25 protein-coding genes are annotated in these 25,680 nt (G+C 44.9%); 12 read left to right on the top strand and 13 right to left on the bottom strand.

Features of this window, described 5'->3' with window-relative positions; genetic code table 11:
* Window positions 1–30 precede the first annotated feature (30 nt).
* From cbiB to C0J08_RS18165, 6 genes are all read left to right on the top strand, one after another.
* Window positions 31–1,023 carry an adenosylcobinamide-phosphate synthase CbiB gene (gene cbiB, locus C0J08_RS18190; RefSeq protein WP_212653308.1) on the top strand — a complete coding sequence of 331 codons (993 nt, stop codon included), beginning with the start codon at window positions 31–33 and terminating at the stop codon, window positions 1,021–1,023.
* The gene (locus C0J08_RS18185; RefSeq protein WP_212653307.1) at window positions 1,008–2,105 is read left to right on the top strand and encodes an aminotransferase class I/II-fold pyridoxal phosphate-dependent enzyme; all 1,098 of its coding nucleotides are present in this window, start codon (window positions 1,008–1,010) and stop codon (window positions 2,103–2,105) included. Before cbiB ends, C0J08_RS18185 begins: the two co-directional genes overlap by 16 nt.
* Complete coding sequence (gene cobU, locus C0J08_RS18180; RefSeq protein WP_212653306.1) at window positions 2,102–2,614, top strand: bifunctional adenosylcobinamide kinase/adenosylcobinamide-phosphate guanylyltransferase; 513 nt, start codon at window positions 2,102–2,104, stop codon at window positions 2,612–2,614. Before C0J08_RS18185 ends, cobU begins: the two co-directional genes overlap by 4 nt.
* Window positions 2,615–2,714: 100 nt before the next feature.
* The gene (gpt, locus tag C0J08_RS18175) at window positions 2,715–3,212 is read left to right on the top strand and encodes a xanthine phosphoribosyltransferase (RefSeq protein WP_212653305.1); all 498 of its coding nucleotides are present in this window, start codon (window positions 2,715–2,717) and stop codon (window positions 3,210–3,212) included.
* Between the two features lie 206 nt (window positions 3,213–3,418).
* Window positions 3,419–3,826 (top strand): DUF2914 domain-containing protein, encoded by a 408-nt coding sequence (locus C0J08_RS18170; protein WP_212653304.1) that lies wholly within the window; start codon window positions 3,419–3,421, stop codon window positions 3,824–3,826.
* A 50-nt stretch (window positions 3,827–3,876) separates the two neighbouring features.
* Entirely contained in the window at window positions 3,877–4,209 is a 333-nt protein-coding gene (locus C0J08_RS18165) for a DUF1904 family protein (protein WP_212653303.1), read from the top strand.
* A gap of 216 nt (window positions 4,210–4,425) precedes the next feature.
* On the opposite strand, the gene astB is transcribed toward C0J08_RS18165, so the two are convergent.
* The 4 genes from astB to C0J08_RS18145 all read right to left on the bottom strand — a co-directional run bounded on the left by astB (window position 4,426) and on the right by C0J08_RS18145 (window position 9,475).
* A complete protein-coding gene (gene astB / locus C0J08_RS18160; RefSeq protein WP_212653302.1) occupies window positions 4,426–5,772 on the bottom strand; it encodes an N-succinylarginine dihydrolase in 1,347 nt (448 codons plus the stop codon).
* Between the two features lie 33 nt (window positions 5,773–5,805).
* Window positions 5,806–7,278 carry a succinylglutamate-semialdehyde dehydrogenase gene (gene astD, locus C0J08_RS18155; protein WP_212653301.1) on the bottom strand — a complete coding sequence of 491 codons (1,473 nt, stop codon included), beginning with the start codon at window positions 7,276–7,278 and terminating at the stop codon, window positions 5,806–5,808.
* Between the two features lie 81 nt (window positions 7,279–7,359).
* Complete coding sequence (gene astA, locus C0J08_RS18150; RefSeq protein ID WP_212653300.1) at window positions 7,360–8,400, bottom strand: arginine N-succinyltransferase; 1,041 nt, start codon at window positions 8,398–8,400, stop codon at window positions 7,360–7,362.
* A gap of 61 nt (window positions 8,401–8,461) precedes the next feature.
* The gene (locus C0J08_RS18145) at window positions 8,462–9,475 is read right to left on the bottom strand and encodes an arginine N-succinyltransferase (RefSeq protein ID WP_212653299.1); all 1,014 of its coding nucleotides are present in this window, start codon (window positions 9,473–9,475) and stop codon (window positions 8,462–8,464) included.
* 155 nt (window positions 9,476–9,630) lie between these two features.
* Between C0J08_RS18145 and C0J08_RS18140 the strand changes: the two genes are divergently transcribed.
* On the top strand, window positions 9,631–9,858 hold the full coding sequence (locus C0J08_RS18140; RefSeq protein ID WP_212653298.1) for a DUF1653 domain-containing protein: 228 nt from the start codon (window positions 9,631–9,633) through the stop codon (window positions 9,856–9,858).
* Window positions 9,859–9,876: 18 nt separating this feature from the next.
* Here the strand turns inward: C0J08_RS18140 and C0J08_RS18135 are convergent, their stop codons facing one another.
* The 4 genes from C0J08_RS18135 to C0J08_RS18120 all read right to left on the bottom strand — a co-directional run bounded on the left by C0J08_RS18135 (window position 9,877) and on the right by C0J08_RS18120 (window position 16,200).
* Window positions 9,877–10,857, bottom strand: a complete 981-nt coding sequence (locus C0J08_RS18135) for a LysR family transcriptional regulator (protein WP_212653297.1) — start codon at window positions 10,855–10,857, stop codon at window positions 9,877–9,879.
* Between the two features lie 111 nt (window positions 10,858–10,968).
* The gene (locus C0J08_RS18130; RefSeq protein WP_212653296.1) at window positions 10,969–14,046 is read right to left on the bottom strand and encodes an efflux RND transporter permease subunit; all 3,078 of its coding nucleotides are present in this window, start codon (window positions 14,044–14,046) and stop codon (window positions 10,969–10,971) included.
* Complete coding sequence (locus C0J08_RS18125; protein WP_212653295.1) at window positions 14,046–15,158, bottom strand: efflux RND transporter periplasmic adaptor subunit; 1,113 nt, start codon at window positions 15,156–15,158, stop codon at window positions 14,046–14,048. Before C0J08_RS18125 ends, C0J08_RS18130 begins: the two co-directional genes overlap by 1 nt.
* Window positions 15,159–15,291: 133 nt before the next feature.
* A complete protein-coding gene (locus C0J08_RS18120) occupies window positions 15,292–16,200 on the bottom strand; it encodes a LysR family transcriptional regulator (RefSeq protein WP_212653294.1) in 909 nt (302 codons plus the stop codon).
* 178 nt (window positions 16,201–16,378) lie between these two features.
* Between C0J08_RS18120 and C0J08_RS18115 the strand changes: the two genes are divergently transcribed.
* Window positions 16,379–17,869, top strand: coding sequence for a CoA-acylating methylmalonate-semialdehyde dehydrogenase (locus C0J08_RS18115; RefSeq protein WP_212653293.1), 1,491 nt, complete (start codon window positions 16,379–16,381; stop codon window positions 17,867–17,869).
* A 72-nt stretch (window positions 17,870–17,941) separates the two neighbouring features.
* Here the strand turns inward: C0J08_RS18115 and C0J08_RS18110 are convergent, their stop codons facing one another.
* A complete protein-coding gene (locus tag C0J08_RS18110; protein ID WP_212653292.1) occupies window positions 17,942–19,006 on the bottom strand; it encodes a GGDEF domain-containing protein in 1,065 nt (354 codons plus the stop codon).
* Window positions 19,007–19,223: 217 nt separating this feature from the next.
* On the opposite strand from C0J08_RS18110, the gene C0J08_RS18105 reads away from it, so the two are divergent.
* Together C0J08_RS18105 and C0J08_RS18100 are read left to right on the top strand one after the other, a co-directional pair.
* Window positions 19,224–19,757, top strand: coding sequence for a COG3904 family protein (locus C0J08_RS18105; protein WP_249344368.1), 534 nt, complete (start codon window positions 19,224–19,226; stop codon window positions 19,755–19,757).
* Window positions 19,758–19,791: 34 nt separating this feature from the next.
* Complete coding sequence (locus tag C0J08_RS18100) at window positions 19,792–20,076, top strand: DUF1289 domain-containing protein (protein ID WP_212653290.1); 285 nt, start codon at window positions 19,792–19,794, stop codon at window positions 20,074–20,076.
* On the opposite strand, the gene radA is transcribed toward C0J08_RS18100, so the two are convergent.
* The 4 genes from radA to glnK form a co-directional block, all read right to left on the bottom strand.
* Window positions 20,073–21,461, bottom strand: a complete 1,389-nt coding sequence (gene radA / locus C0J08_RS18095) for a DNA repair protein RadA (RefSeq protein WP_212653289.1) — start codon at window positions 21,459–21,461, stop codon at window positions 20,073–20,075. The genes C0J08_RS18100 and radA overlap by 4 nt on opposite strands.
* Window positions 21,462–21,570: 109 nt before the next feature.
* Window positions 21,571–23,100, bottom strand: coding sequence for a carbon-nitrogen hydrolase family protein (locus C0J08_RS18090; RefSeq protein ID WP_212653288.1), 1,530 nt, complete (start codon window positions 23,098–23,100; stop codon window positions 21,571–21,573).
* Window positions 23,101–23,298: 198 nt separating this feature from the next.
* Window positions 23,299–24,564, bottom strand: a complete 1,266-nt coding sequence (locus tag C0J08_RS18085) for an ammonium transporter AmtB (RefSeq protein ID WP_212653287.1) — start codon at window positions 24,562–24,564, stop codon at window positions 23,299–23,301.
* Between the two features lie 39 nt (window positions 24,565–24,603).
* Window positions 24,604–24,942 carry a P-II family nitrogen regulator gene (gene glnK, locus C0J08_RS18080; protein ID WP_012071322.1) on the bottom strand — a complete coding sequence of 113 codons (339 nt, stop codon included), beginning with the start codon at window positions 24,940–24,942 and terminating at the stop codon, window positions 24,604–24,606.
* 146 nt (window positions 24,943–25,088) lie between these two features.
* Here glnK and C0J08_RS22670 point away from each other — a divergent pair, with 146 nt between their 5' ends.
* Both C0J08_RS22670 and C0J08_RS18075 read left to right on the top strand, forming a co-directional pair.
* Complete coding sequence (locus C0J08_RS22670) at window positions 25,089–25,214, top strand: DUF4466 family protein (RefSeq protein WP_249344366.1); 126 nt, start codon at window positions 25,089–25,091, stop codon at window positions 25,212–25,214.
* 226 nt (window positions 25,215–25,440) lie between these two features.
* Window positions 25,441–25,680 carry an accessory factor UbiK family protein gene (locus tag C0J08_RS18075; protein ID WP_212653286.1) on the top strand — a complete coding sequence of 80 codons (240 nt, stop codon included), beginning with the start codon at window positions 25,441–25,443 and terminating at the stop codon, window positions 25,678–25,680.

The following is a 25,680-nucleotide window of genomic DNA, read 5'->3' as shown; positions in this document are numbered from 1 at the left end:
CCTTGTTAAGTGAAAAAACGACTTATATTTATGATCCTTTCTAATCTAGACTCTGCTATTCATGCTTTTTGCGATCATTTCTTAGCCTTTTCTTCTGTCACCAGTTTGATTTTAGTGGTCGCTTTGGTGTTGGACCGTTTGTTGGGAGAGCCCAATAGCTGGCATCCCCTTATTTGGTTTGGGCGTTGGGTGGACCTTTGTCGTCAGTATATTCAATTGCCATTAGATGCTTCTGCTTCTCGTCAACGTCTGGTGGGGTTTTTGGCTTGGCTGGTGGCGGTTCTGCCTTGGTTGGTGCTTTTATTGACTCTGCTGTGGTTGCTCCCTGATTGGATGGATGTGTTGCCGTCCGTTTTGGTGTTGTATTTTGCCATTGGTTGGCAAAGCTTGCGGGAGCATGCCTTGGCCATATATCAGCCGTTATCTGCATCGCCATTATCAGACGATAAGCTCGATGAAGCACGCCGTGCCGTGAGCTATATTGTCAGTCGTGATACGCAAAACTTGGATGAGTCAGCCGTGGCGAAAGCCGGTATTGAGTCGGTATTAGAAAATGGCAGTGACGCGATTTTTGCGCCTATTTTTTGGTTTTTGATATTTGGTGCGCCGGGTGTGCTTTTGTATCGTCTGGCAAATACGCTGGATGCCATGTGGGGCTACAAAACAGAGTCTTTATTGCACTTCGGCTGGTTTGCCGCGCGTTTTGATGATGTGCTGAATTATATTCCGGCTCGTTTGGTGATTTATACCTATGGTGTTTGTGGACATTGGCGTGCCGCGATTCGCAGTGCTCGTCGTCCTTCTGCGCGCTGGAAAAGCCCTAATGCTGGCCCAGTCATGGCCGCTGGTGCGGGAGCGTTAGGAGTTCAATTAGGTGGCGAAGCGCCGTATTTTGGCAAAATAGAAACCAGACCAATTCTTGGGGAAGGTGAACTTCCAAAACCTCATCATTTGAAAGAGGCGATTTGGCTGGTGGATAAAAGCGTGATTTTGTGGGGATTGGTTGTATGTCTGTTGGTCTAAAATCTTCTAAATTAAGCTGCACGCCGCCAAAGCATGGTGGTGATTTAGCATACTGGCAGCGCAAGGTAGGCGATGATGCGTTGAATTGGCTGGATTTATCCTCGGCCTGTAATCGTGAGCCTTGGCCGATTCCAGATACATCGCCGACGTTGTGGATGGATCTGCCTGATCAAGCGAATTTATTAGACGAAGCTGAGCGCTACTTTGCTCGTCGTCCCAGTGCTATTGGCGCAGGATCTCAGCACATCATTGAGTCTTTGCCTCCCATGTTGTTAGCCAGTCAGTCGTCCCCATTGCCTGTTTCGCAGCAAAAGGTTTTTGTCCCTCGCATTGGTTATCAAGAACATGCTTTTGCTTGGGAGAAGTGGGGCTTTGAGATTGACTATTACAATGCTGTAGAAGAGTTATTCGCGCAAAAATGGGCGGTTGCTGTGGTGATTCAGCCGAACAACCCAACGGGGGAGGTCGCTTCAGCTGAGGTTTTGATGCAGTTGATTGCTTACGCGGAACAGCAGAAAGCCTACCTTGTCGTGGATGAAGCCTTTATTGATGCTAGCCCTGAATTAAGTTTGTTAAATCATCAAACGGCTGAAGATCTGAGTGACGCTCTTTTTCTGATGCGCTCGGTTGGGAAATTCTTTGGTTTGGCAGGGGCTCGTGTCGGATTCGTTTTTTGTTCCAGTAAATGGCAAGCGGCCATTAAGAACTTGCTTGGTCCTTGGCCGGTAGCAACGCCGAGTTTGCATTTGGTGCAATTAGCTTTTGCTGATACCGCTTGGCAGTCTGGTGCAAGGCAAAGCTTAGCAATACGGCAGGCCGCCTTTGTTGAGCGCGTTGTGCCTAAGTTTAATACTATCTTTGATTCTCAAGAGTATATGTTGAGTCCGTTGTTTGTGACTTGGACTCTTGAAAGTGAGGACTATGCGGCGCAAGTCTTCGAGATGTTGCATCAAGTTGGTGTGCATACTCGTTTAGGTGAAGGCTGGATTCGTGTGGCATTGCCCGCTTTGCATGAAATGGGTGCGTTAAATAGCGCATTGATTCGTTTGTTAAAAACAGCGGGAGGTCGAGAGCTGGCATGAAGCATCTTGTATTGGGTGGTGTTCGCAGTGGCAAAAGTGCTTTTGCGCAAGAACAAGTCGTGTCGAGTGGCAAACCTGTGAGCTATGTGGCGACCTCTCAAGTTTGGGATGAAGACATGGCGGAAAGAGTGCGCCTACATAAAGCCAACCGACCAAGTGATTGGCAAATAATCGAAGAGCCACTGGTGCTGGCCGAGGTGTTGAGCTCTCTGAATTCACCGGAACAGGCTGTGATTGTTGAGTGCTTGACCTTGTGGATGACCAACTTATTGTGTTTAGAAGATGAAGACCGTTTAGAAGAAGAAAAACGCGCTTTACTGCGTGCTGTAGAAGATTTCGAAGGCGATTTGGTGTTGGTGTCCAGTGAAGTGGGTTTGGGTATTATGCCAATGAACGCATTGGCTAGACGCTTTGGAGATGAGGCTGGAGTAATGAACCAGATGTTAGCTAAATTGACCGATCGGGTAACTTTTGTTGCGGCGGGACTACCATTACCGCTAAAATCCTAATCTTCCACTTTATTCAGTGCTTTCTTGAACCATTTCTGCGTTCTTGTTGGCATTATATTATTCAAAATTGTAATTGATAGCGAAAAGCGTAGGAGCTTTGATGACCCCGTATTCAAAAGATTTTCCGGTATCTTGGGAAGAGTTACATAGAAATGCTCGTGCTCTGTCTTGGCGTCTGCTGGAGCAAGGTCCTTGGAAGGGGATTATTGCCATCACTCGTGGCGGCCTAGTTCCCGCGGCTATCTTATGCCGTGAGATGGATATTCGTTTGATCGATACTATTTGTATCGTGAGCTACGGTGAAGATGAAAGTGGCAAAGGGGCTATGAAACAGGGCGAGCTGAATGTCTTGAAAGGTGTAGAAGGTGATGGTGAAGGTTTCATCCTGATTGATGACTTGGTTGATACCGGTCGCACCGCGGCGAAAGTTCGTGAAATGTTGCCGAAAGCGCATTTTGCTACTATTTACGCAAAGCCAGCTGGTAAGCCGTTAGTGGATACCTTCATCACAGAAGTTAGCCAAGATACTTGGATACGTTTTCCTTGGGATATGGAATATACTTTTTCAACTCCATTAGCAAATCGACAAGGAAAATAAGAATTTTTATTTTCCTACGCTTTATTCTGGAACATAAAGGTTTGTCTTTCACTACAAAGAAATGAGAAGTCTTGCAAAATTTCACAAAAATCTCATTTCTTTTACACCATTTCAGTTTAACTTTGTGTTTAGATGATCTCAGAGTGAAGGCAGCCCGTGAAATAGCTGTTTTGAGAAATACCAATATAAATTCAATAGGCTTTGATATGAAACAAACAGTTATCAGAATTATGTTAGCGGGCGTCTTATCCTTGTTAGCCGCTTTACCTGCTTGGGCAGAAGGCACTGTCGCTCGAGCCCAGTTTTCTACCGATGTGGTAGACAGAGAACCGATTGATAATATTGGTCCAATTGTAAAAGTTGAATACGGCGAAATACAGCGAGTGTATTTTTTTACTGACTTGCGCAATATGTCTGGCAGTAATGTTATCCATCGCTGGAAACTTGATGGAGAAGATCAAGCGGATGTAGGGTTTGATATTGGTGGTGACCGCTGGCGAGTATGGTCGAGCAAACGCCTGATGCCTGGCTTCGATGGAAAATGGAGTGTGGATGTCGTGCAAGACGGCAAAGTGATAGACACTCGTACATTTGATTATGTAGATGAAGGTTAGTAAATAAGGCATTATCTACCTTTCACTTCAAGATCGAGTAAGGACTGAATATGCCTCATTTACGTGTTCGTGGACTAGCCTTTGATGAATTAGAATCCATTGCCGATATTCTAATCGAGAATCTCGCAGAGCTGACTGATACACCTAATTCACACTTTACTCTTGAGTATCAAGCCACCACTTACCTTGTGGTTGGTGGGGCTTCCCCTGCTTACCCATTTTTTGATGTCTTATGGTTTGATCGAGGCGATGAGATAAAGCGTAAAGTCGCTTTAGTCATTGAAGACTTGGTTAGACCGCTGGTGGACAGCGGACAAGACATTACTGTTTTGTTCCATGACCTGCAGGGTAAGGACTATTATGAAAATGGCGAGCATTTCTGAGCGACTTTTTCTCGATTACTGCGCTTGCTAACACTTTGTTAAAAATAGACTCGGAATGCTCATTTATAAATATAACTCGACTTTGGCTTCCTGCGTCGCCCTAACACCTACATCCATGTAGGTGTCCGCTTCCTCGTCTATTTTTGCCTCGTTTTAGCTTCGCTCGCTACATCGAGCAAATGCCTATATGTGTAACTTCTTTATTGATTTCGAACCTTACCTTTGAAATTCGTAGACGCTTCCCAGTTTCATTATCTGAGTTAATTCATCTAATGCCGTTCGGCTTTCGATTAGCAGTTGAGGGTCAGCAAGGTCTTTTTCATGCAGTTCGTCGCGGTAGTGTTTATCGACCCAAGTGTTTAAGCGTTCAAACAAGCCGTCATTCATTAAGGTTGATGGATTAATAGCGTGTTGTTCCGCTTGGGTTAAGGCAACGCGAAGTCGAAGGCAAGCTGGGCCACCGCCATTGCTCATGCTTTGTTTTAGGTCGAAGACTTTGATCTCCTTGATTGGAGATTGACCCGCCACTAGGCTATTCAAATATGCCCAAACCGCTGGGTTATTTTCACACTCCCCCGGTACAACGAGCACCATGTCATCATCACCACGGCTTAATAATTGGCTATTAAACAGATAAGACTGGATGCAATCTTGAACGGATACCGCGCTGCTGGGTACTTCAATTAGATGAAAAGAAGAAGCCCTATCTCCCCAGGCTTTAAGCAGGTCTTGCTTCATTTTAGCGGTATCTAAGAAGGCTTCTTGGTGGTAGAAGTGCGCATTGCGGTTACCAACGGCAATGACATCATTGTGAAAAACGCCTGCGTCGATGACATCTGGATTTTGTTGTGCATACACCACTTGCTCTGCGGATAAACCATGACGTCGAGCAACGGCCTGTGATGCCTCTAAGGTATGGCGAGCTGGAAATTTAGCGGGTTTTGGGGCGTTGCTGTTAAAAGCCTCCATTCCATACACGAAGAACTCGATCCCTTGTTCACCATAAGCATGACAAAAGCGGGTGTGGTTGGCCGCACCTTCATCGCCAAAGTGGTCAACACTTGGCAAAGCAGGGTGATGGGCAAAATGTTTCTCGTCTTTAAAAGTCGCTTGCAAAATAGCGCCTGTGGTTTCGTGCTCGATGGATCGATGGAATTTATTTACCAAGTTAGCGGGGGTGAAATGCACGCGTTTATCATGGGTATCACCACTGGGTGAAACGGTTGCGGCATTGGCTGTCCACATGCAAGACGCAGAGCTAACAGCCGCAAGCAGCTTAGGAGCTTGTTTAGCCGCTTGCGCTAGGATGTTGGCGTCACTGCCAGAAAATCCTAAGCGACGTAGCGTTGGGATGTGCGGGCGTTCGTGTGGAGCAAGAACCCCTTGGACGAATCCCATATCAGCCAAGGCTTTCATTTTTACCAAGCCCTGTTTTGCCGCCGCTTTGGGATTTGATGGACGCGAGGAATTACTCAAAGACGCGACGTTACCAAAAGATAGGCCGCTGTAATTGTGGGTTGGGCCCACTAAGCCGTCAAAATTGGCTTCTGTCGCAGTGTTCATAATGACCTCTTGTAAGTTGAGTATTCTGTGTCGTTAAAGGGTAATGCCGTGACCGAGTTTTTCCGGCATGGTTAAGCTGTCTGCCTCGATACTGGCCACTGGGTAAGCGCAGTAATCGGCCGCATAGTAGGCGCTGGCTCTATGATTGCCACTGGCTCCTGTGCCGCCAAATGGCGCGTTACTGGAGGCTCCAGTCGTTTGACGGTTCCAGTTAATAATGCCAGCACGGCTGTGCTGTAAGAACCACTCGTATTCGCCAACATCATCGGACAAAATCCCTGCCGATAGGCCGAACTTAGTATTGTTCGCAATGGTCATGGCTTGCTCTAAAGAGTCATAACGAACCACCGTCAGCAAAGGGCCAAAGTATTCCTGATCGGGAAGCTCGTCCAATATGTCTGTAGCATCAATAATGCCTGGTGTGACAAAGCCAGTTTGGCTGTCACCGCGGGTCATTTCTACAATTGGGCTGGCGCCTAAGGCGATCAGCTTTTGGTAGGCTTGTAGTAATCCATCCGCGGCTTGAGCTGAAACGATTGGTCCCATGAAGGGTTGTTCTTCAGCATCATAACGGTCGATTTTCAGGGCTTTGGTCGCTGTGACTAGGGATTGCAAAAGAGCATCGCCTAGAACGCCTTTTGGCAATAATAAACGACGGGCACAAGTACAGCGTTGTCCTGCTGATATGAAGGCTGACTGGATGATTTCATGCACGGCGGCTCGTTGATCGGCGACGTTTTCTGATACTAATAATGGGTTGTTGCCGCCCATTTCTAACGCCAAAATCTTGCCAGGGTGGCCCGCAAAGTCTTTATGCAAAATGTGACCCACTTGAGGGCTGCCAGTGAAGAACAAACCATCGATGCCTTGATGATTGGCTAGGGCAACGCCCGTTTCTCGCTCACCTTGAATCAAGTTAATGACGCCTGCTGGTAGCCCCGCTTTTTCCCATAGTTGAATGATGAGATCTGAAGTGGCAGGCGCTTGCTCACTGGGTTTGAACACCACCGTATTGCCGGCAATCAAGGCCGGCACAATGTGCCCGTTGGGTAAGTGACCTGGAAAGTTGTATGGGCCGAATACGGCAACCACGCCATGTGGGCGATGACGTAGTCGAGCGGTAGCGCCAGGCATGGGGGTGGTTTTTTCGCCGGTTCTTTCATGGTAAGCCTGTTTGGAAATGGCCACTTTGCCGACCATAGCGGCGGCTTCGGTGCGTGTTTCCCAAATAGGTTTGCCTGTTTCACGGCTGATAATGGTTGCGATCTCTTCGCTGTGTTCTTTCACCAATTCTGCGAAAGTTTCAATAATGGCTAAGCGTTCTTCCAGAGGTCGATTGGCCCAAGCAGGAAATGCGGCGCGAGCGGCATTAATGGCAAAGTCTACTTGTTCCGCTGTGGCCGTGTTGGCCTGCCAGACTAATGTCGCGTCTGAAGGGTCGATTGACTGAAGTGCGTTACCTTCGCCTGCTAACCATTGACCATTAATAAACTGTGCTTGTTTCATGATAACTCCTGTTAATTCGTGTGCTTTAAGCATGAATACTTTTCAATCTGCCACTGCTATTCAGGTAGCCGTTAAATGCGCTTACCTTGAATAGGGCGATAGTTCCACGATTCGAACGGGTTCTTTGTTTGTGATGCAGAGGGTGTCCGCTTCTTCTTGGGTCAATGTCATGGCACTGCCGGGCGGAGTAGATCGTTGGATCAAAATGCAGCGAAAGTCTTTTACTTTCGCATTTGAGACAAGATAGTAGTTACCCTCACCAATGCCTTTAGGTTGACCTATGTTAGCAAGGCAAAGCCGGCTTTCACGCACGGCGCGGATGTCTTGCACACGAGCTTCTAGGCTCGGGCCGCCATCAAAAATGTCGACATAGTTTTCGTAGCGGAAGCCTTCTTGTTCTAATAGGCGACGCGCTGGCGCGGTGTTTTTATGAACTTCTCCCAAGACCTCACGAGCGGCCGGTGGAAGCAAGTTGACGTACACAGGGTTGTTGGGCATCAACTCAGCAATAAACTGTTTGTTGCCCTGCGAGGTGAGCTCATCGGCTTCTTTAAAGTCGATTGAGAAAAAGTGACGTCCAAGACTTTCCCATAAAGGAGAAACACCGTTTTCATCACTCACGCCGCGCATTTCAGCAAAGACTTTTTCTGTAAAACGTTCCGGAAATTGTGCCATGAACATAAAACGTGCTTTAGACAGTAACTGGCCGTTTTTTGAGTGTCGGTACTCTTCTTCTAGAAATAAGGTGCAGATTTCACTGCATCCGGTGAAGTCATTATTCAGAATCAGAGTAGGAATCGCGTTATGTACACCCAGTTCACGAGAGGCATGTGTGATGGTTCCTAGGTGATAACTGTAAAATGGCTCATCTAAACCAACAGTTGCTAGCATTCCGCAGGTGCCGACTATGTCACCTGTTACAGTGTCTTCTAGCACCATTAAGTAATCTTCGTTATGGGGCTTGGTGATGTTCTCTTTGTTAAAAGAACGTACGGCGCCGTCGATCTTTTTCTTGAGAATGGCTTCGTCAGAGACTAAAGAGGTAAAACCAATCCCCGTTTTTTCAGCCAGTCGATAAAGTGACTTTAGGTCATTTTGAGAAATAGGGCGTATGACCATCATGATGGTGTTCCTCTTGTATTAAATTTGAACCACCTGAAAATTATGTGGCGTTGTTCATTGTTTATAGTGCGACCCACTGGATACGCTTACCGGATGAAATTCCTAATCGCTCTTGTGGCGACTTTTCTAGTGCCAAACCAGCGACTTGGGGCTCGGCTGGTGCGGCTGTAACTCTGAAGTTTTCCAAATGTCCTGTTGCAATTAGGTGCATTGCGCCTTTGGATGCTTCCGTTAAAGTCAGTGCTTTGCCTGTTTGTTGATGGCTGATGGTATGCAGGTTTTCTGTTCTGGCTTCAATGCTTGGACCCGCATCAAAGATGTCCACATAACCTCGGAACTCAAAACCTTCCTCTAATAAAATGTCTGCACTTTGCCCAGAATTTTCATGTATAACCCCAATGGCTTCTTGGGCGGCTTCTGGTAGGGTGGGTACATAAATGGGATAACGTGGCATTAATTCCGCGATAAAGTTTTTATTACTCACTCCTGAAAGATAGTCGGCTTTTTTGAAGTCCATGGTAAAAAAGTGTTTACCCAAGGCATCCCAAAACGCGGAGTAACCGTGTTTGTCACTTTCACCGCGTAGTTCGGCGAATAATCGTTTAGTAAAACGTTCAGGGTAACGCGCGATGAATAGCAGACGTGCCCTAGACAATAACGACATGGCAATAGGGTTTTGATGTGCTTTGTCGACCACTAGGGCGATTAGGCGACTGGTTCCGCTGTAGTCATGGCATAAGAAAAGAGCCGGAATGCGATTGTGAATTTGTAACTGTGGCGATGCATGAACCACTTCATCTATTCGATAGCTATAAAAGGGGGTGTCTACTCCGACCATGGCATCAATACCACAACAACCAACGATTTGATCATTGCTGGTATCCACTAACACAAACAAGTAGGATTCATTGCCTGGTTGCACCACATCGGTTTGAAAGGAGCGACGGGAAGAAGCGATTTTATCGTTTAGACGCTCTCTGTTTGCAGGGAAGTTTGTAATACCAATACCCGCCTGTTGAGCAAGACGTTCCAGCGCGGGAAGATCGGCAAAATCGACTGGTCGTACTAGATACATAAAGAATTCCTGAAAAATGAATGAGAGCATTGATAGTGACGTATTATTGCCGAGTTAAGTAAGGCACGTAAGATAGTAACTTTCGTATTAGCGACAGATTTTTCTGGATATTGGCTAATTGTGGTCGGATTTTTAAAAGTTTGGAGGTTTTGCATATGAAGTCAGGCGTTTATCAGCATTATAAAGGCGCACTTTATTGGGTGGAGCGAGTGGCAAAGCACAGTGAAACGGAAGAAGAACTGGTGATTTATCAAGCCTTATATGGCGAGTTTGGCTGGTGGGCAAGGCCGCTAAGTATGTTTCAAGAATCCGTTGAAATTAATGGTGAGAGTATTCCACGATTCGATTGGATTAAGGCTGAACGTGATGATATTAACGGCTAATAATTAGCCGTTATCGAGTTAGTCGGGTAAGTGCATCCAAGGAGATTCACGCATAAAATAAATGATTTGTTCTCTCAGCCAACGATGGGCCAGGTCATTATTAAAACGTTCATGCCAGAAAATGTGAATGGGGTGTCGACCACTGTAGTCATCCAGCTCCAAAACTTCTTTTGGAATAGGTAATAGTTTTACTGGATAGAAGTGGGCTTTTTCGCACATTACTTGTAAAAATAAGTCACCAATTGAACGGGAAGCAACCAATGCCATGCCTCTTTTTACGGCTTGCATCGCTACCATTAGGCTATCAGTCTCTAAATCTGGTTGAATGAAATGCCCTTGCTGTTTAAGCTTTTGTTCTGTTTTAAAAAAGGTGCTATCTCGATTGTTATGCAAATGATGGGTAACCACTTTATGAGACAGTAGCTCGGTTACGGTTAATTCATCTTTGTGATAAAGCGGGTGGGCCTCACTCAAGATAATGCAGGCTTCCATATAGCCAATTAACTTACTGCGAACATTACTGGGCGTATCATTAATGCGCATAATGCCAAGATCGACATTGCCAGAAACGAGTTCATCTAGACTGTAATCACCCCATGAGCTTATGGCTAATCGCATACCAGGGGCTTGATATTGTAGTGAAGCCAGTAGTGGCTCGATAAAGTTTTCTAAGTCTCCTTCTCCTACACGTAGCTTAATGCGTCGATCTAGATTTTTTAGGTCTAGAGAGTTTGGACTCATTAATTCAGAAAGAGAGTTTAAAATAGGCTGAATGAGGTCGTGTAATTCAGAGGCTCGCGCTGTAGGGCTGAGACCATACGCTTGGCGAGTGAAAAGAGAGTCTTTAAATAACTCTCTTAGCCGCTGTAAACTCTTGCTGAGCGCGGGTTGCGTCACTCCAAGCCTTTCTGCAGCGCGAGATACACTGCCTTCTTCCATGATAGTGACGAAGGCGACGAGTAACTTAATATCTAGTTTTAAGATGTCGTCTAAATGCATGATACTCTCAATATTATAAATAGATTTAAAATAAGAGTCTTATCAATGAGATAAGACTCTATTCCCGAAATGCAAGGTTTCCTTATTATTTAAAGGGGCTTTTCAAAAGTATTATTCAAAGTCTTCATGGTGACGATATTTGACTCGGAATAATATGGTGTAAAACACAGGGACTGCGATCAGTGTCAGTATGGTTGCAAAGCCTAAGCCGAAGGAAATAACCACGGCCATGCCTTCAAAGAAAGCATCATAAAGCAATGGTACCATGCCAAGTATTGTGGTGATCGCGGCCATACAAACAGGACGAACACGGCTTACGGCTGAATTGAAGATGGCTTCATATTTTTCAGTACCTTGCTCTAGTTCGTAGTTAATTTGGTCGGCCAGCACAATACCGTTTTTCACCGTCATACCAGATAAACTCAAGAAACCAAGTAATGCCATAAAGCTGAACGCTGAGTTCATCATCAATAGTCCTGTTGACACCCCTATCAAAGCCAGTGGCACACAGAACCAAATGGTCAGTGGCACACGAATGGAGTTAAACAGCAATATGGTGATGATAAACATGAACAGGTAGCCCATAGGCAAGGCTTTGAATATGTTGGCCTGCGCATCGGTACTGCTTTCGTACTCGCCACCCCAATCTAAAGCGTAACCTGGTGGTAAATGAATCGCTTCGATGGCACCACGAGTTCGAGAGAAAATTGCCATGGCGGTTTCATCTCCCAAAATCTTAGGATCTGCCATCACAGTAATGGTACGTTTACGATCACGACGTTCAATGATTGGATCTTCCCAAACGGTTTCAAATCCAGAAACCAGTGTTGAAAGAGTCACATAGGAACCAGATGCCGGGCTATAAATTTGCAAGTCGCGGATCTGATCGATAGATACCCGTTCACTTTCCGGAGCGATTCGAACAATGGGTAGCAGGTCCGTGCCTTCACGATATAGGCCGATCTTAGAGCCTGTGAAGTTGGTTAATAGAACATCATCCAATTCTTTTTTACTGATTCCAAGGCGTCTGGCTTGAGCATCATTAAAGATAGGGCGAAGGACTTTCACCGGTTGACGCCAGTTATCTTTGATATTTTCAAGACCACCATCGGCACGATAAATCTCTTGGATTTGAGCGCTGATTTGACGCAGTTTTTCTGGGTTAGGGCCACTTACACGCGCTTCCAGTTTTGCGCCACTTGCTGGTCCTAATTGTAGGCGTTCTAGTTTGACTTCCAGTTCCGGATACTCTTCCTGCATTTTGTAATACAAGTCTTTCAGTAAGCCTGGTATTACTTCTGTGCTCTTAGTACGAATGATGAACTGAGCGTAACTTGAATTCGGTTGAGTGGCATTGTAAGTCAGCATGAAGCGCAGCGCGCCTTGCCCGGTTGTCGACGTCACATAGTTGATACGATCGTCTTTAAGTAGATCACTTTCAATCCGCTTAACCGTTTCATATGTGCTATCGATATGCGTCCCTTCAGGTAGCTGAATGTCCATGTAGAACATAGGCGTAGTTGAAGGTGGAAAAAATGATTGTTTCACAAATTGGAATGCCCAACCTGCCGTAAATAAACTTCCAACCAACAGAATCACAGTAATCCAGCGGTAATGCATGGCTTTATCCAATAACCATTTATAACCGGTAAAGATAAAGCCTCGATATGGGTCTGTTGGTTCATTATCAGAGCCACCTTTTTCGATGCTTTCTTTAAAGAACAAATCGCAGAAAAAAGGCGTGAGTGTAATGGCCGTGATCCAGCTTAATAGCAATGAAATCAACAAGACATAAAACAGTGAGCCAACGAATTCCCCTACCGAGTCAGGAGACAAACCAATCGGAGCAAATGCGGTGACGGCAATGACTGTTGCGCCTAAAAGTGGCCATTTGGTTTGTTTTACCACCGCACTGGCGGCTTGCAGTTTGGTTAAACCTCTTTGCATGCCAATGAGTACGCCTTCGGTTACCACGATGGCATTATCCACCAGCATCCCCAGTGCGATAATTAAGCCACCTAAGGAGATTCGTTGTAAGTTGATATGGAAGTAATCCATGGCAATGAAGGTGCCAAGAATGGTCAACAGAAGAATGATACCAATCAAAATACCAGAACGAATGCCCATGAAAACCAGAAGCACTAGGATAACAATCCCAACGGCTTCTACTAAGTTGAGCAAGAAGTTCGATACGGAACGTTCCACTTCTTTCGATTGAAAGTAAATGGGTTCCATATTAAGACCAACAGGCTGTTGGTATCGTAGCTCTTCAATGCGCTTTTCTAATGCTTCGCCAATTTTTACTACGTTGACGTTGGCCGAGAATGAGATTCCAAGTAATAGCGACTTGGCGCCGTTGAAGTCAACAATGTGCGTTTGTGGTTCAACATATTCACGTTTCACCGTGGCAACATCACGAAGACGAATTAGATTACCATCGGTTGGGGTGCCTACAATCAGGTTTTCAAGTTCAGAAATGTCTTTGAACTCTCCTGTAGGGCTGATACGAATGTACTCACTGCCTACTTTTACTCGGCCTGCATTAGAAACGCTGTTTTGATTGGCGAGCAAGCTTTCTAGTTGGCTTGGAGCAATGCCCATATTGGCCATTTTAGAGCGAGAAATTTCAATGGTGACTTGCTCGTTTTGCTCGGCAGCCACGGTCACTTTCGCAACGCCATCGACCAAGACCAGCTCACGTTTTATGTAATCTACATAATTTTTAAGGTCTTTGTACGGGTAGCCTTCACCATTGATCGCCAGCATCACGCCGTATACATCACCAAAGTCGTCTAACACCATTGGCTTTGCTACACCGCTAGGAAATTGGCCTTGAATATCGCGGATCTTCTTGCGAACTTCATCCCAAATTTGCTTCAGCTCTTTGGCTCGATAAGTATCTTTGATGGTTAACTGAACTTTTGAATAGCCCGCTTTGGAGGTGGAAGTGATTTTATCCACATAGGGCAAGTTCTGTAGCTCTGTTTCAATTGGGTAAGTGACTTCCTCTTCTACCTGCTCTGGTGAAGCACCGGGGTATTGAGTGATGATTAATGCATCTTTAATAGTGAATTCAGGGTCTTCTAATTGACCAAGGTTGGTAAACGCCAAAGTACCGCCGACTAAGAGGATCAGGGTTACCATCCAGCTTGTTACTTTGCGTTGAATAAAATAAGCCGCAATATCCATTATAGGCCTCGCTCACGTGTCCAAGGGCGAACATGCATAGATTCAGTTAGGCTACTTACACCGGCGGCAACCACTTGATCACCCGCTTCAAGCCCTGAAGTAATTTCGATTTTATTGCCCTGTAAGGTTCCCAGTGTCACGATACGTGAGCTCACTTTGCCTGTGTCTTTGTTAAATACCCAGACTGTGCTGTTAGATTGGCCTGTTTCCGTATTTTCATGACGCATGACGGCTTCAACGGGAATTACTATGTGTCTGTTAGCCCCTAAAAGACGACTAAGATCGATATCGACGTTGGCGGTCATGCCTGGGAGCAAAGTATGTTCTGATTTGCTGTTACGAATCAGGCGTAGTGATACATCATAAGCCATGGTGGTTTGATTAGGAGTGGTATTGTGCTCTTTGTACACACCAGATAGTTTTTCGTCTGGCGCCACGTCTACAACAACATTTGCTTGGTAATCGGACTTCGTGGAACGAATGCTAACGACTAGACTTTCTGGCACTTGAAACTCAACATCCAAATCGTCAATATTCTGCATGTGCATGATCGGCGCCGTTGCACTGATGTATTGGAAGTTTTCAATGGCAACGGAAGAGATAACCCCTTTAAACGGTGCGTAAACCTTAGTGTATTTGAGTTGGTTTTTTGCTGTCTGTAAGGCGTTGTTAGCTTGATCTAAAGTTGCTTTTGTCGAATCGTATTGAGATTGAGTGGTGGCGTCTTGGCGCAACAAGTTTTTAATACGTTTGAATTGAGCTTCAGCAAGGTTTTGGTTTGCTTGAGCGAGTTCCACTTGAAGTTTGAAGTCGGTTGGATCAAGCACGGCCAGTAACTCGCCTTTTTGAACTCGTTGTCCTGCAACCACATTGACCTTCATTAATTGTCCACCAACACGGAAGGCGATATCGGCCTCTTCACTGGCTTTTAACTCAGCGGGAAAGCGGCGGATATTGATTGAATCGGTCGCTTCGATAGTGATTAATTTGACGGGTCGGATAATTTCTTTTTCAACGACTACGTCGTCTTCGTTCGACGAGCAGCCAGCTAGCATTATCGAGGCAGTGAGTGCCAAACCAATAATCGTACTAATACGTTTTTGGGGATTCATTGATTACTCCGTAAAGATAAAGAAAATACTTAGATGAATCCATTTTATATCTCTATGCTTGGGATATAAACTTTTAAATATATATTAAAGATATTCTTCTTTAGAATATCTTAGCCTATGATTTATATTCTATTTAATATGTTTTTTCGAGTTCGGCTAAGAATGTTTCCAAAATTAAATTGGCTCGGGCACCTTTTCGGGTAATCGCAGAGAACTGAGTAATGTAGTGACATTCATCAGGAAGGATAGCACGCATACGTCCGTCTCTAACCCAACGTTCCGCTACATGATCGGGTAAGAATCCAATATAACGTCCTGTTAAGATAAGGAAGGAGATTCCTTCTCTATCCGTGGCTGTTGCACTGGCGGTTAAAGGTTGATGTTGGGCTTTTATGTCAGGAGTTTGTGCATAGGCGGGTAGTACGGCATCAAAGTCTTTGAGTTTATTTTTGGATAATTGATGATTACTAACAGGGAATAATGGATGCGTATCACTGCAATAGAGCTTGGACTCTTCTTCATAAAGATGGTGATACTCTAAGCCGCTGAGTATTTTCAAATCTGGCACGATACCAACATGTAAGCGGCCATCCAACACACCTCTTTCTACATCAGTCGGTGGAATCATTCGAATATTAATCGTCACTTGCGGACCTTTGTCTTTTAGACTGGCTAATGTTCTGGTAATTCGAGTATGCGGTAGGGTAACAAGGTTGTCGGTAATACCAATATTTAGCTCCCCTTTTAAATGCTGGTGTAGGGCATTGATATTGGTTCTGAAGTCTTCGATAGAAGAAAGCAGTTGCAGGGTGAAATCGTATACTTTACTGCCTTCGTTAGTCAGTGAAAAACCAGAGCGACCTCGTTGGCATAGGCGAAAGCCTAAGCGAGTTTCTAAGTCGGAGATAGCAATACTAATGGCGGCGCGACTGATGTTTAGCTCCACCTCAGCGGCAGAGAATCCACCACATTCCACGACTGTTCGATAAATCCGCAAAATACGCAGATCGGCATCACTCACCTGACTTTGAAATTGGTTCATTCTTTATCCTGCCTTAGGAAACTTAGTTAAGTAAAAGATTAACTAAGCGTTAATAGATTCGACTTTTTATAATCTATTACTCTTGGCATAGTAGAGTCAATGCTTGTCATTGATGTGACTTTGTATTCTGTTGCAACAATGCCAATGGCCCTTTTTGAATGACTATTATGGAGTACTCATGGAAATTATCGGACACTTGATCGGCGGTAAACATTCAGAGCAAGCTGAGCGTACCCAAGAGGTGTTTAATCCAGCCACTGGTGCGGTAGCAAAAAAAGTGGCCATCGCCTCTCGTGATACAGTCGAAGAAGCAATTGCTGTCGCTCAAGCTGCGTATCCAGAATGGCGTAATACTCCACCATTAAAGCGTGCTCGTATTATGTTTAATTACAAAGCTTTGTTGGAAAAAAATGCAGATAAGATTTGCGAACTGATCGGAGCTGAGCATGGCAAAATTTGCCACGATGCTGCGGGTGAGTTGCAGCGTGGTATTGAAAATGTTGAGTACGCTTGTGGTGCGCCTGAGTTATTGAAAGGCGAGTTTAGCAAAAATGTCGGTCCTAATATCGACTCTTGGAGTGAGTTCCAGCCTCTTGGTGTTGTGGCTGGTATTACACCGTTTAACTTCCCCGCTATGGTGCCTTTGTGGATGTTCCCAATGGCAATTGTGTGTGGCAATACCTTTGTTTTGAAGCCTTCTGAACGAGATCCAAGTACGGCTATTTTTATTGGCGAATTGTTGCATGAGGCCGGTTTGCCTGCGGGCGTGTTTAACGTGGTAAATGGCGATAAAGTTGCCGTGGATACCTTGTTGGAAGATAAGCGAGTTAAAGCGGTAAGTTTTGTTGGGTCCACGCCGATTGCGGAATACATTTACAGTAAAGCCAGTGCTAATGGCAAGCGTTGCCAAGCATTAGGTGGAGCGAAAAACCATGCCATTGTGATGCCAGATGCCGATATGGACAACGTAGTGAGTCAGTTGCTTGGCGCTGCCTTTGGTTCGTCTGGTGAGCGTTGTATGGCATTGTCTGTTGCTGTGGCTGTAGGGAAAGCGGCGGGTGATGCATTGGTCGAGAAAATGGCAGAAGCAATGAAGCCATTAAAAGTGGGTGAATGTTCAGACAAATCTAATGATTTTGGTCCAGTGATTACCAAAGAGCATAAAGACAAAGTACTAGGTTTTATTGACAGTGCTGAGTCCCAAGGGGCGAAAGTGGTTGTTGATGGCCGCCAGCCGCAAGTGTCTGGTTATGAAAATGGTTTCTTTGTCGGGGCGACGTTAATTGATAACGTAACGAAAGACATGGAAAGCTACCAACAAGAGATTTTTGGTCCGGTTTTGCAAGTAGTGCGAGTAGACACTATGGAAGAAGCCATGACTCTAATTAACGATCATGAGTATGGTAACGGTACTTGTATTTTTACCCGTGATGGCGAAGCCGCGCGTTACTTCTCCGATAATATTGAGGTCGGCATGGTGGGGATAAATGTGCCGTTACCTGTACCAGTGGCTTATCACAGCTTTGGTGGCTGGAAGCGTTCTTTGTTTGGGGATTTACACGCTTACGGTCCTGACGCTGTGCGCTTTTATACCAAACGTAAAACCATCACTCAACGTTGGCCTTCGGCGGGTGTTCGTGAAGGTAAGAGTTTCTCTTTTCCGTCTTAAATGATGTGGATGGGGAATATGTATTAGTTCCAGGTGTTTCTTGCCATTCTTTCATGTAACGCAGGAAATATTTTAATGGTCGCTTACTACTTGGTAACGACCATTTTTTTTCGCTTGATAAAGTGAGCTATCGACGCGTTTTAGCGCCTCTTCTGCTGTCTCTCCTTGCTTTACTTGAATCAGTCCAAAACTACAGCTGATGGTTTGGTCCCAGTTTTCAACCGAGATGTTGTTCGGCATATCTTGGCAGATGGTTTCGATACGCTGCTGTATCTGACAAAGTTCAACATTTGGGAAAATGAATAAGAATTCTTCGCCGCCCCAGCGACTAGAAATATCCGTTTCACGCATGGACTTGGATAAATAATTGGCGATTTTGACAAGAATCTCATCGCCTTTACTGTGTCCAAGTTGGTCATTGACGCGCTTGAAGTAGTCCACATCCACTAAACTGATACAAAAAGGGACATGATTATTTTTTAGGTAATCAATATAGTAATTTAGCGCTTCAAGACCAAAACGACGGTTAAATAGCTGGGTGAGCTCGTCTCTTTCTGCCAGTTTTACCATGGATAAATATTGGTTCGAATAGGCATATCGAGAAACTGCAGCGGTGGTAATGAAGGGTAGGCTTGCTCCCATAAGATTAAATATCAAAAGAGGAGGGTAATAAGCATTTAAGCTATCCAGTCCGTCATGAAAAAATAAACACAGTGTGGCGAATATGGCGATATTGATGAAGGCCAGAATGGCTGACCAAGTAATTTTGAGGCAGGGGACGACCATTAATAATAGCGTCATGGGCCAGAGGTAATATTGAAAGCCTGCATCAATCCCAAGTAGGCTGGTGGCCGCAATTGCGTGGATTAGCACTTCTGTGTTCATAATCAAAACAGAAATTTCGTGCCGCTTTACTCGATTAAACCAGAGTGTGCTTAACCACGCTAAAACACTTAATATGTTCAACCAAGCTAATATGGTTTGATTCAGATAGATAAATAAAAAAATAAAAAGAAAATGAACCATACAGCCAGTTAGTGACGCGATGGTCAAAATGTAAGACGTTTGCTGAAGGCTGTTAATAATGTGGTTTGAAGTAAACGTATGTGGGTGTTTTAATTGGCTAGTATTTACCACGAGTGCTGCAATCCTTGACTTGTTTAGTTAGGTATATGAAAGTGCTTTTCAATCCACTAAATACACATTGTAATTACGGAAAAAAGATCGATTTTGGTTCACTCTTATTCATTTTTCTTACGCGACCGAGCATCACATGAAGAAAATACGCTACCTTGCTTCATTAACTAGATATTCACTGTTAATCATAGTTCTATTTTTAACTGCGTGCACAGGAATGGAAGCAAATCAGAAAACGGCTTCCAATGGCGATGATGGTTTGGTCATTGATGTGGAAAAAAATACGGCTTATTTATCTGGTGTTTTAGGTGCAGACTTAGTAAAGCAGCTAAGTGATATGATACGAAAAAATCCCAATGTCACAGAATTGGTATTGGTGGATGTGCCCGGATCTGTGGATCAGCAAGCGACGATGGAAGGGGCGCGCTTGATTAGACGACTAGGTTTGAATACCAGGATTGCATCAACGGGTTACGTGCTTTCTGGTGGCGTTGATCTATTCTTAGGAGGGGTGAAACGCAGTATCGGTGCTGGTGCTGGGGTTGGTGTCCATTCCTGGTCAGATGGCACCAAGGTCAGTGCGAAAAGTCTGAACCAAGCGGATCCTGTGCATGCTACCTACGTTAATTTTTATCTAGAAATGGGTGTTCCAGAGCGTTTTTATTGGTTTTCTTTGGAGGCGGCACCAGCGGATCGAGTCTATTTTTTATCACCAGAAGAAGTGTACGATTTCCAATTAGCGACAGAATAGTAAGAACTCATACATAGGCTTTGACGGAGGCATCTTGGAACAAATTGAACTGTTTGCCATAGAAAGCCCTTGCCGTGGAGTGTGTGAGAACAGTACGAAGGGGTTTTGCAAAGGCTGCTTGCGAAGCCGAGAAGAGCGCTTTCACTGGTTTTCTTTAACCAATGAACAACGCCATCACGTGCTCGACCTATGTAAACAGCGTCGAGCGCGTTTACTAAAAGCGCGCCAAGACAGGCTGGACGCCGACTCAGCGAAAGCCTTACCTTATGGCATGGATGATGAGCCGATTACGGATTTATTTGAATTAACAAACGATTAATTCTCAAAAATGGCATCCAGCGCCTCCGATAGGCGATCAACCCCAATCACTTTCATACCTTCAATCGGTTTCTTTGGGCAATTGGCTTTTGGCACTACCGCTCTTGTGAAACCATGTTTTGCCGCTTCACTAATGCGTTCTTGACCGGAAGGAACAGGGCGAATTTCACCTGATAAACCCACTTCGCCAAGCACCACCAAATCATGGGGTAGCACTCTGTCTCGGAAGCTCGATACCACCGCGGCAATGGCGGCTAAATCGGCACTGGTTTCTAGTACTTTTACACCGCCAACCACATTAAGGTATACGTCTTGGTCAGACGTTAATAATCCACCGTGTTTGTGTAAAACGGCCAATAACATGGCCAATCGGTTATGATCAAAACCAACGGTCACGCGTCTTGGATTACCTAAAGCAGAATCATCAACCAAAGCTTGAAGCTCGACTAGCAAGGGACGAGTTCCTTCCCAAACCACCATCACAAGGCTGCCAGCGGCGGGATGATTACTTCGGTTCAAGAAAATAGAGCTTGGGTTTTTGACTTCTTTTAAGCCATTTTCGAGCATGGCAAAAACACCTAGTTCATTTACCGCTCCAAAGCGGTTTTTCATGCCACGGAGGGTGCGAAAGCGAGAATCTTCAGACCCTTCTAGTAATACTGAGCAGTCCACCATGTGTTCCAGTACCTTTGGACCCGCCAAAGAACCGTCTTTAGTCACATGCCCAACCAGTAATACTGCGGTTTGGGTTTGCTTGGCGAAGCGCGTTAATACGGCGGCACTTTCTCTTACCTGAGAGACGCTTCCTGGAGCGGACTCGACACCGTCTAAATGCATAACTTGGATCGAGTCGATGACCATGATTTTCGGTTTGACCTGCTGGGCGGTCGTTAAAATAGCCTCTACATTGGTTTCCGAAAGCATTTTTAAATTTTCTGTTGGTAAACCAAGACGTTTTGCTCGCATGGCGACTTGTTGCAGGGATTCTTCCCCTGTGACATATAAGGCACTTTGCTGTTGTGCTAACCAACACATGGTTTGTAGCAAGAGGGTACTTTTGCCTGCGCCTGGGTGTCCGCCAATCAGCACGACACCGCCGGGTACTAACCCACCACCTAACACCCGATCGAATTCTTTTGCGCCAGAACTAAAACGTGGCACATCGCCTAAATCCACATCGGATAGGTTTTGAATGCCTGTCACGGCACCAGCATAACCTTGATAACGTGGATCTTGGCTAGCAGATACTCGAGCGGAAGTCTTGCCAGAGGTGAGGCGAATTTCGGATAAGGAGTTCCATGCACTACAGGCTTGGCATTGTCCTTGCCATTTCGCGTAGTCGGCTCCGCATTCATTGCATACAAAAGCGGTTTTTGCTTTGGCCATTAGAGTCTCTTTTGTCGTAAAAAAGGGCGCTAACAGCGCCTTTGATCAGTCTTATTAAATAAGCGTTTGGTAATAACGTCCATGTTATCACAGGAAAAAACGATTTCGCTTATTTGGACTTTTTCCAATTAACCGAATAAAGGTCCGTGCGGCGATCTTTTAAGTTGTTTACCGAGCCTTCGCTTCGAGTCAGTTTCAATTTATCCAAATCCAGATCCGAGAACATGATCATTTCTGTGTTTGGCGTGGTTTCTGCCATAACCGCATCGTGTGGATAAGAGAAATCTGAAGGTGAAAACACCGAGCTTTGTGCATACTGAATGTCTAGGTTTTCTACCTGTGGTAGGTTGCCACAGCTACCACAAATAACCACATAACATTCATTCTCGATAGCCCGAGCTTGGGCACAGCGACGGACACGCAAGTAGCCATTTTTGGTGTCAGTCCAGAATGGAACAAACAAAATGTCCATATCTTGCTCGGCCAATAAGCGACCCAACTCTGGAAATTCCACATCGTAACAAATCAAGATACCTACCCGGCCAGCATCGGTGTTGAAGACTTTTAAGTCATTACCACCTTCAATGACCCAATCACGGCGCTCATGAGGGGTGATGTGAATTTTCTTCTGTTCTTCCACTGTGCCGTCACGACGACACAAGTAGCTGACGTTATAGACTATGTCGTCTTCAATTACTGGCATTGAGCCTGTAATGACGTTGATGTTGTAACTGACAGCGAACTGAGACATCTCATTAATAAAGCGCTCAGTAAAGCTTGCTAAGAAGCGAATCGCTTCGGTTTGGTTACGCTGGTCTGGGCTTAATCCGATCAAGGGAGCATTGAAGAATTCAGGGAATAAGACGAAGTCACTTTTATAATCGGACACAGCGTCGATAAAGTATTCAACTTGCTTCAAGAGCTCGTCAACGCTTTCGACTTCACGCATTTGCCATTGAATGGCACCAATTCGAACTTGTGTTTTTCGGGAGCGAATAACATTGGTATCGGGTTCGAAAAAGATATTTTTCCATTCTAATAAAGTGGCAAAACCCTGTGATTTTTCATCCTCAGGTAGGTAGCGTTTTAATAGGCGCGTGACTTGGAAGTCGTTCGATAATTGAAACGTCAGAATAGGGTCGTAAAGCTTACGTTCACGTACGGCTTCTAGATATTCCGCGGCGCTCATTTCGTGGGCGTGTTCGTGATAGTTAGGAATGCGTCCACCTGCCAATATTGCGCGTAAATTATGTTGGCGGCATAAGTCTTTTCTGGCTTCGTACAAGCGACGACCAAGGCGGTAGCCACGGTACTCTGGTGCGATGAGAACATCTAGGCCATACATGGCATCACCACGGGCGTCATTTAGAATATTTTCTTTTTGGTCAATAAGATCATCGTAAGTATGTGGGTTACTAAAGCGCTGATAGCTGACCTGTACGGACAGGGCCAATCCGACAATTTTGCCATGGTCTTCCAGACAAATTTGCCCTTCAGGAAAGTCTTTGATGAGTTTGTGAATAGTGTGTTCTGGCCAAGATCCGCCAAGATCATGATAGACCTTATCCATCAATACTTTGATCTCGTCATAATCGTTGTTGCTGAGGTTACGAATCGTTAAATGTAAATCGTCGTGCATGCTGGCCTCTATAAATCGGTCTTTTATGTAAGGCATGATACCGTTTATCTGTGTTGGTAAGTAGAAGATTGTGAGTCAGTATCATGTTGATTGAGTAGTGATGAGGGCGTAAACAATTAACTCAATAGTATTAGCAAAAGAAAACCCCCGCCGAGGCGAGGGTTATCATTTAAAACATGGAGGTTTTAAGAAGAGGTATTAGCTCTTTTTGAATTCTGGGTAAGCTTCCATACCACATTCAGAGAAGTCTACACCTTCGTATTCTTCTTCTTCGCTTACTCGAATACCCATAATGGCTTTGATGATCAACCAAACGACTAGGCTAGTAACGAATACCCAGACGAAGATAGTAAGAGCACCTGCAATTTGACCACCGAAGGTTGTGCCATCGTTTGTTAGTGGCACCGCTAGCAAGCCCCAAAGACCCACAACACCGTGAACAGAGATCGCGCCCACTGGATCATCAATTTTTAGCTTGTCTAGAGTTAGGATAGACACAACAACAATCAGACCACCAACAAGACCAATTAACGTCGCACCTAGAGCTGATGGTGTATCTGGACCCGCAGTGATCGCTACCAGACCAGCTAGTGCACCGTTTAGAAGCATTGTTAGATCGGCTTTGCCGAACAAAATTCGCGCAAGTAATAGGGCACCAATAGCACCGCCTGCCGCTGCCGCATTTGTATTCAAGAACACCATAGCAACAGAGTTAGCGTTTGCGATATCGCCAAGTTTCAATACAGAACCACCGTTGAAACCGAACCAACCCATCCAAAGGATGAATGTACCTAGAGTTGCTAGAGGAAGGTTAGCACCAGGAATGGCACGAACTTCACCGTTAGGACCGTATTTGCCTTTACGAGCGCCAAGAACCAAAACACCGGCTAGTGCAGCAGAGGCACCTGCCATATGAACAATGCCTGAACCAGCAAAGTCAGTAAAACCAAGGTCGCCAAGGCTGAACATGCCGAATACAGAACCGCCACCCCAAGTCCAGTTACCTTCCATTGGGTAAATAAATGCAGTCATTACAATCGCAAAGATAAGGAATGACCAAAGTTTCATACGCTCAGCAACGGCACCAGACACGATAGACATGGCTGTCGCTACGAACACAACTTGGAAGAAGAAGTCAGATGCACCTGAGTAGATAGAGCCACCTTCAAATCCACCTTCACGACCAGCAAAGTCTGTTAGTGTTGAAGCTACATCTACATCTTGAATACCTGTAAGGAACCACTCGCCACCGTACATGATGGAGTAGCCGCAAATTAGGTACATGATGCAAGAAATGGCAAACAAAGCCACGTTCTTAGTTAAAATTTCAGTGGTGTTTTTGGCACGTACTAAACCTGCTTCCAACATGGCAAACCCAGCTGCCATCCACATAACCAGCGCGCCACACACCAAGAAATAAAAGGTGTCCATGGCATATTGTAAGTGAAAAATTTGATCTTGCATGTTTCGCCCCCCTAAAGGCTTGTATAATTCGAGCAGTGATTAAACTGCTTCTACACCAGTCTCGCCGGTACGAATACGAACCGCTTGTTCAAGGTTAACGATAAAAATCTTACCGTCGCCGATTTTGCCAGTGTTTGCAGCACCAGTAATGGCTTCAACCACCTGGTCAGTCATTTCGTCTGCAATGGCAAGTTCAATTTTTACTTTAGGTAAAAAATCCACTACGTATTCAGCGCCGCGGTATAGTTCTGTATGGCCTTTTTGACGTCCGAAACCTTTTACTTCTGTTACGGTGATACCTTGAACGCCGATTTCAGAAAGTGCTTCTCGAACATCATCGAGTTTAAATGGCTTGATGATGGCAGTTATAAGCTTCATACCCACTGTCTCCTTAGAAAGTCAGTTTTATTGTCGTATCGCAGGTACTTAGTTCTATTCAATATGTGTGCCATTTATGTTTACACCGCTATATCAAAGGCTTTGTAAGGATTTTGTCTATTTTTAGAAATTAAAAAGAGCTATCTATGGCTTTAATTAGTGCGGCATATTGGGATGTTGTACCGAATTTCTGCATTAACTTGGTGCAAGAAGCTGGAGTCTGGTTAAACTCTTTCTGTATTTATCTGTTCTATATCCTTGGTTTTAAATAGAAAATAAAGCAATTTATCACTAAGACTACGTGTGCCTTATTTGGTGGATTTGATGAAATGGCAATGGTGTTTTTTCAGGTTGTGCACAGAAAAGAGGCTATTTTATTTGAGTAAGTGTTAATAAATAGGGCGTTAGTGCACAAGATGTGAGAGGTGAGAACTTGTTTGTAACTTGCTCTGGCTTCTATACTATTAAGCATTGCAAATGCCCATTAAAGAGAGTGACATGATTGATCAATTTATAAAGCAACTCGGAACAGGATTAGAGCAAGCTGCCGAAACACTTGGTAAACTCCCTAAAGAAGAGATACAAGCACAACTACATGAAGTTGCGCGTAATACATTAAGCAAGATGGACTTGGTTACTCGAGAGGAATTCGAGGTTCAGGCGGCCATGCTAGTTAAATATCGAGAAAAGCTGGCGATGCTAGAAGCTCGTTTAAATGAGTTAGAAGAAAAAGAGTAG

The sequence above is a fragment of the Marinomonas sp. CT5 genome, from assembly GCF_018336975.1.
In the GTDB taxonomy this organism is placed as follows: domain Bacteria; phylum Pseudomonadota; class Gammaproteobacteria; order Pseudomonadales; family Marinomonadaceae; genus Marinomonas.
The sequence above is the reverse complement of the archived record's forward strand: the minus strand, read 5'-3'. Positions and strand labels throughout refer to the sequence as shown.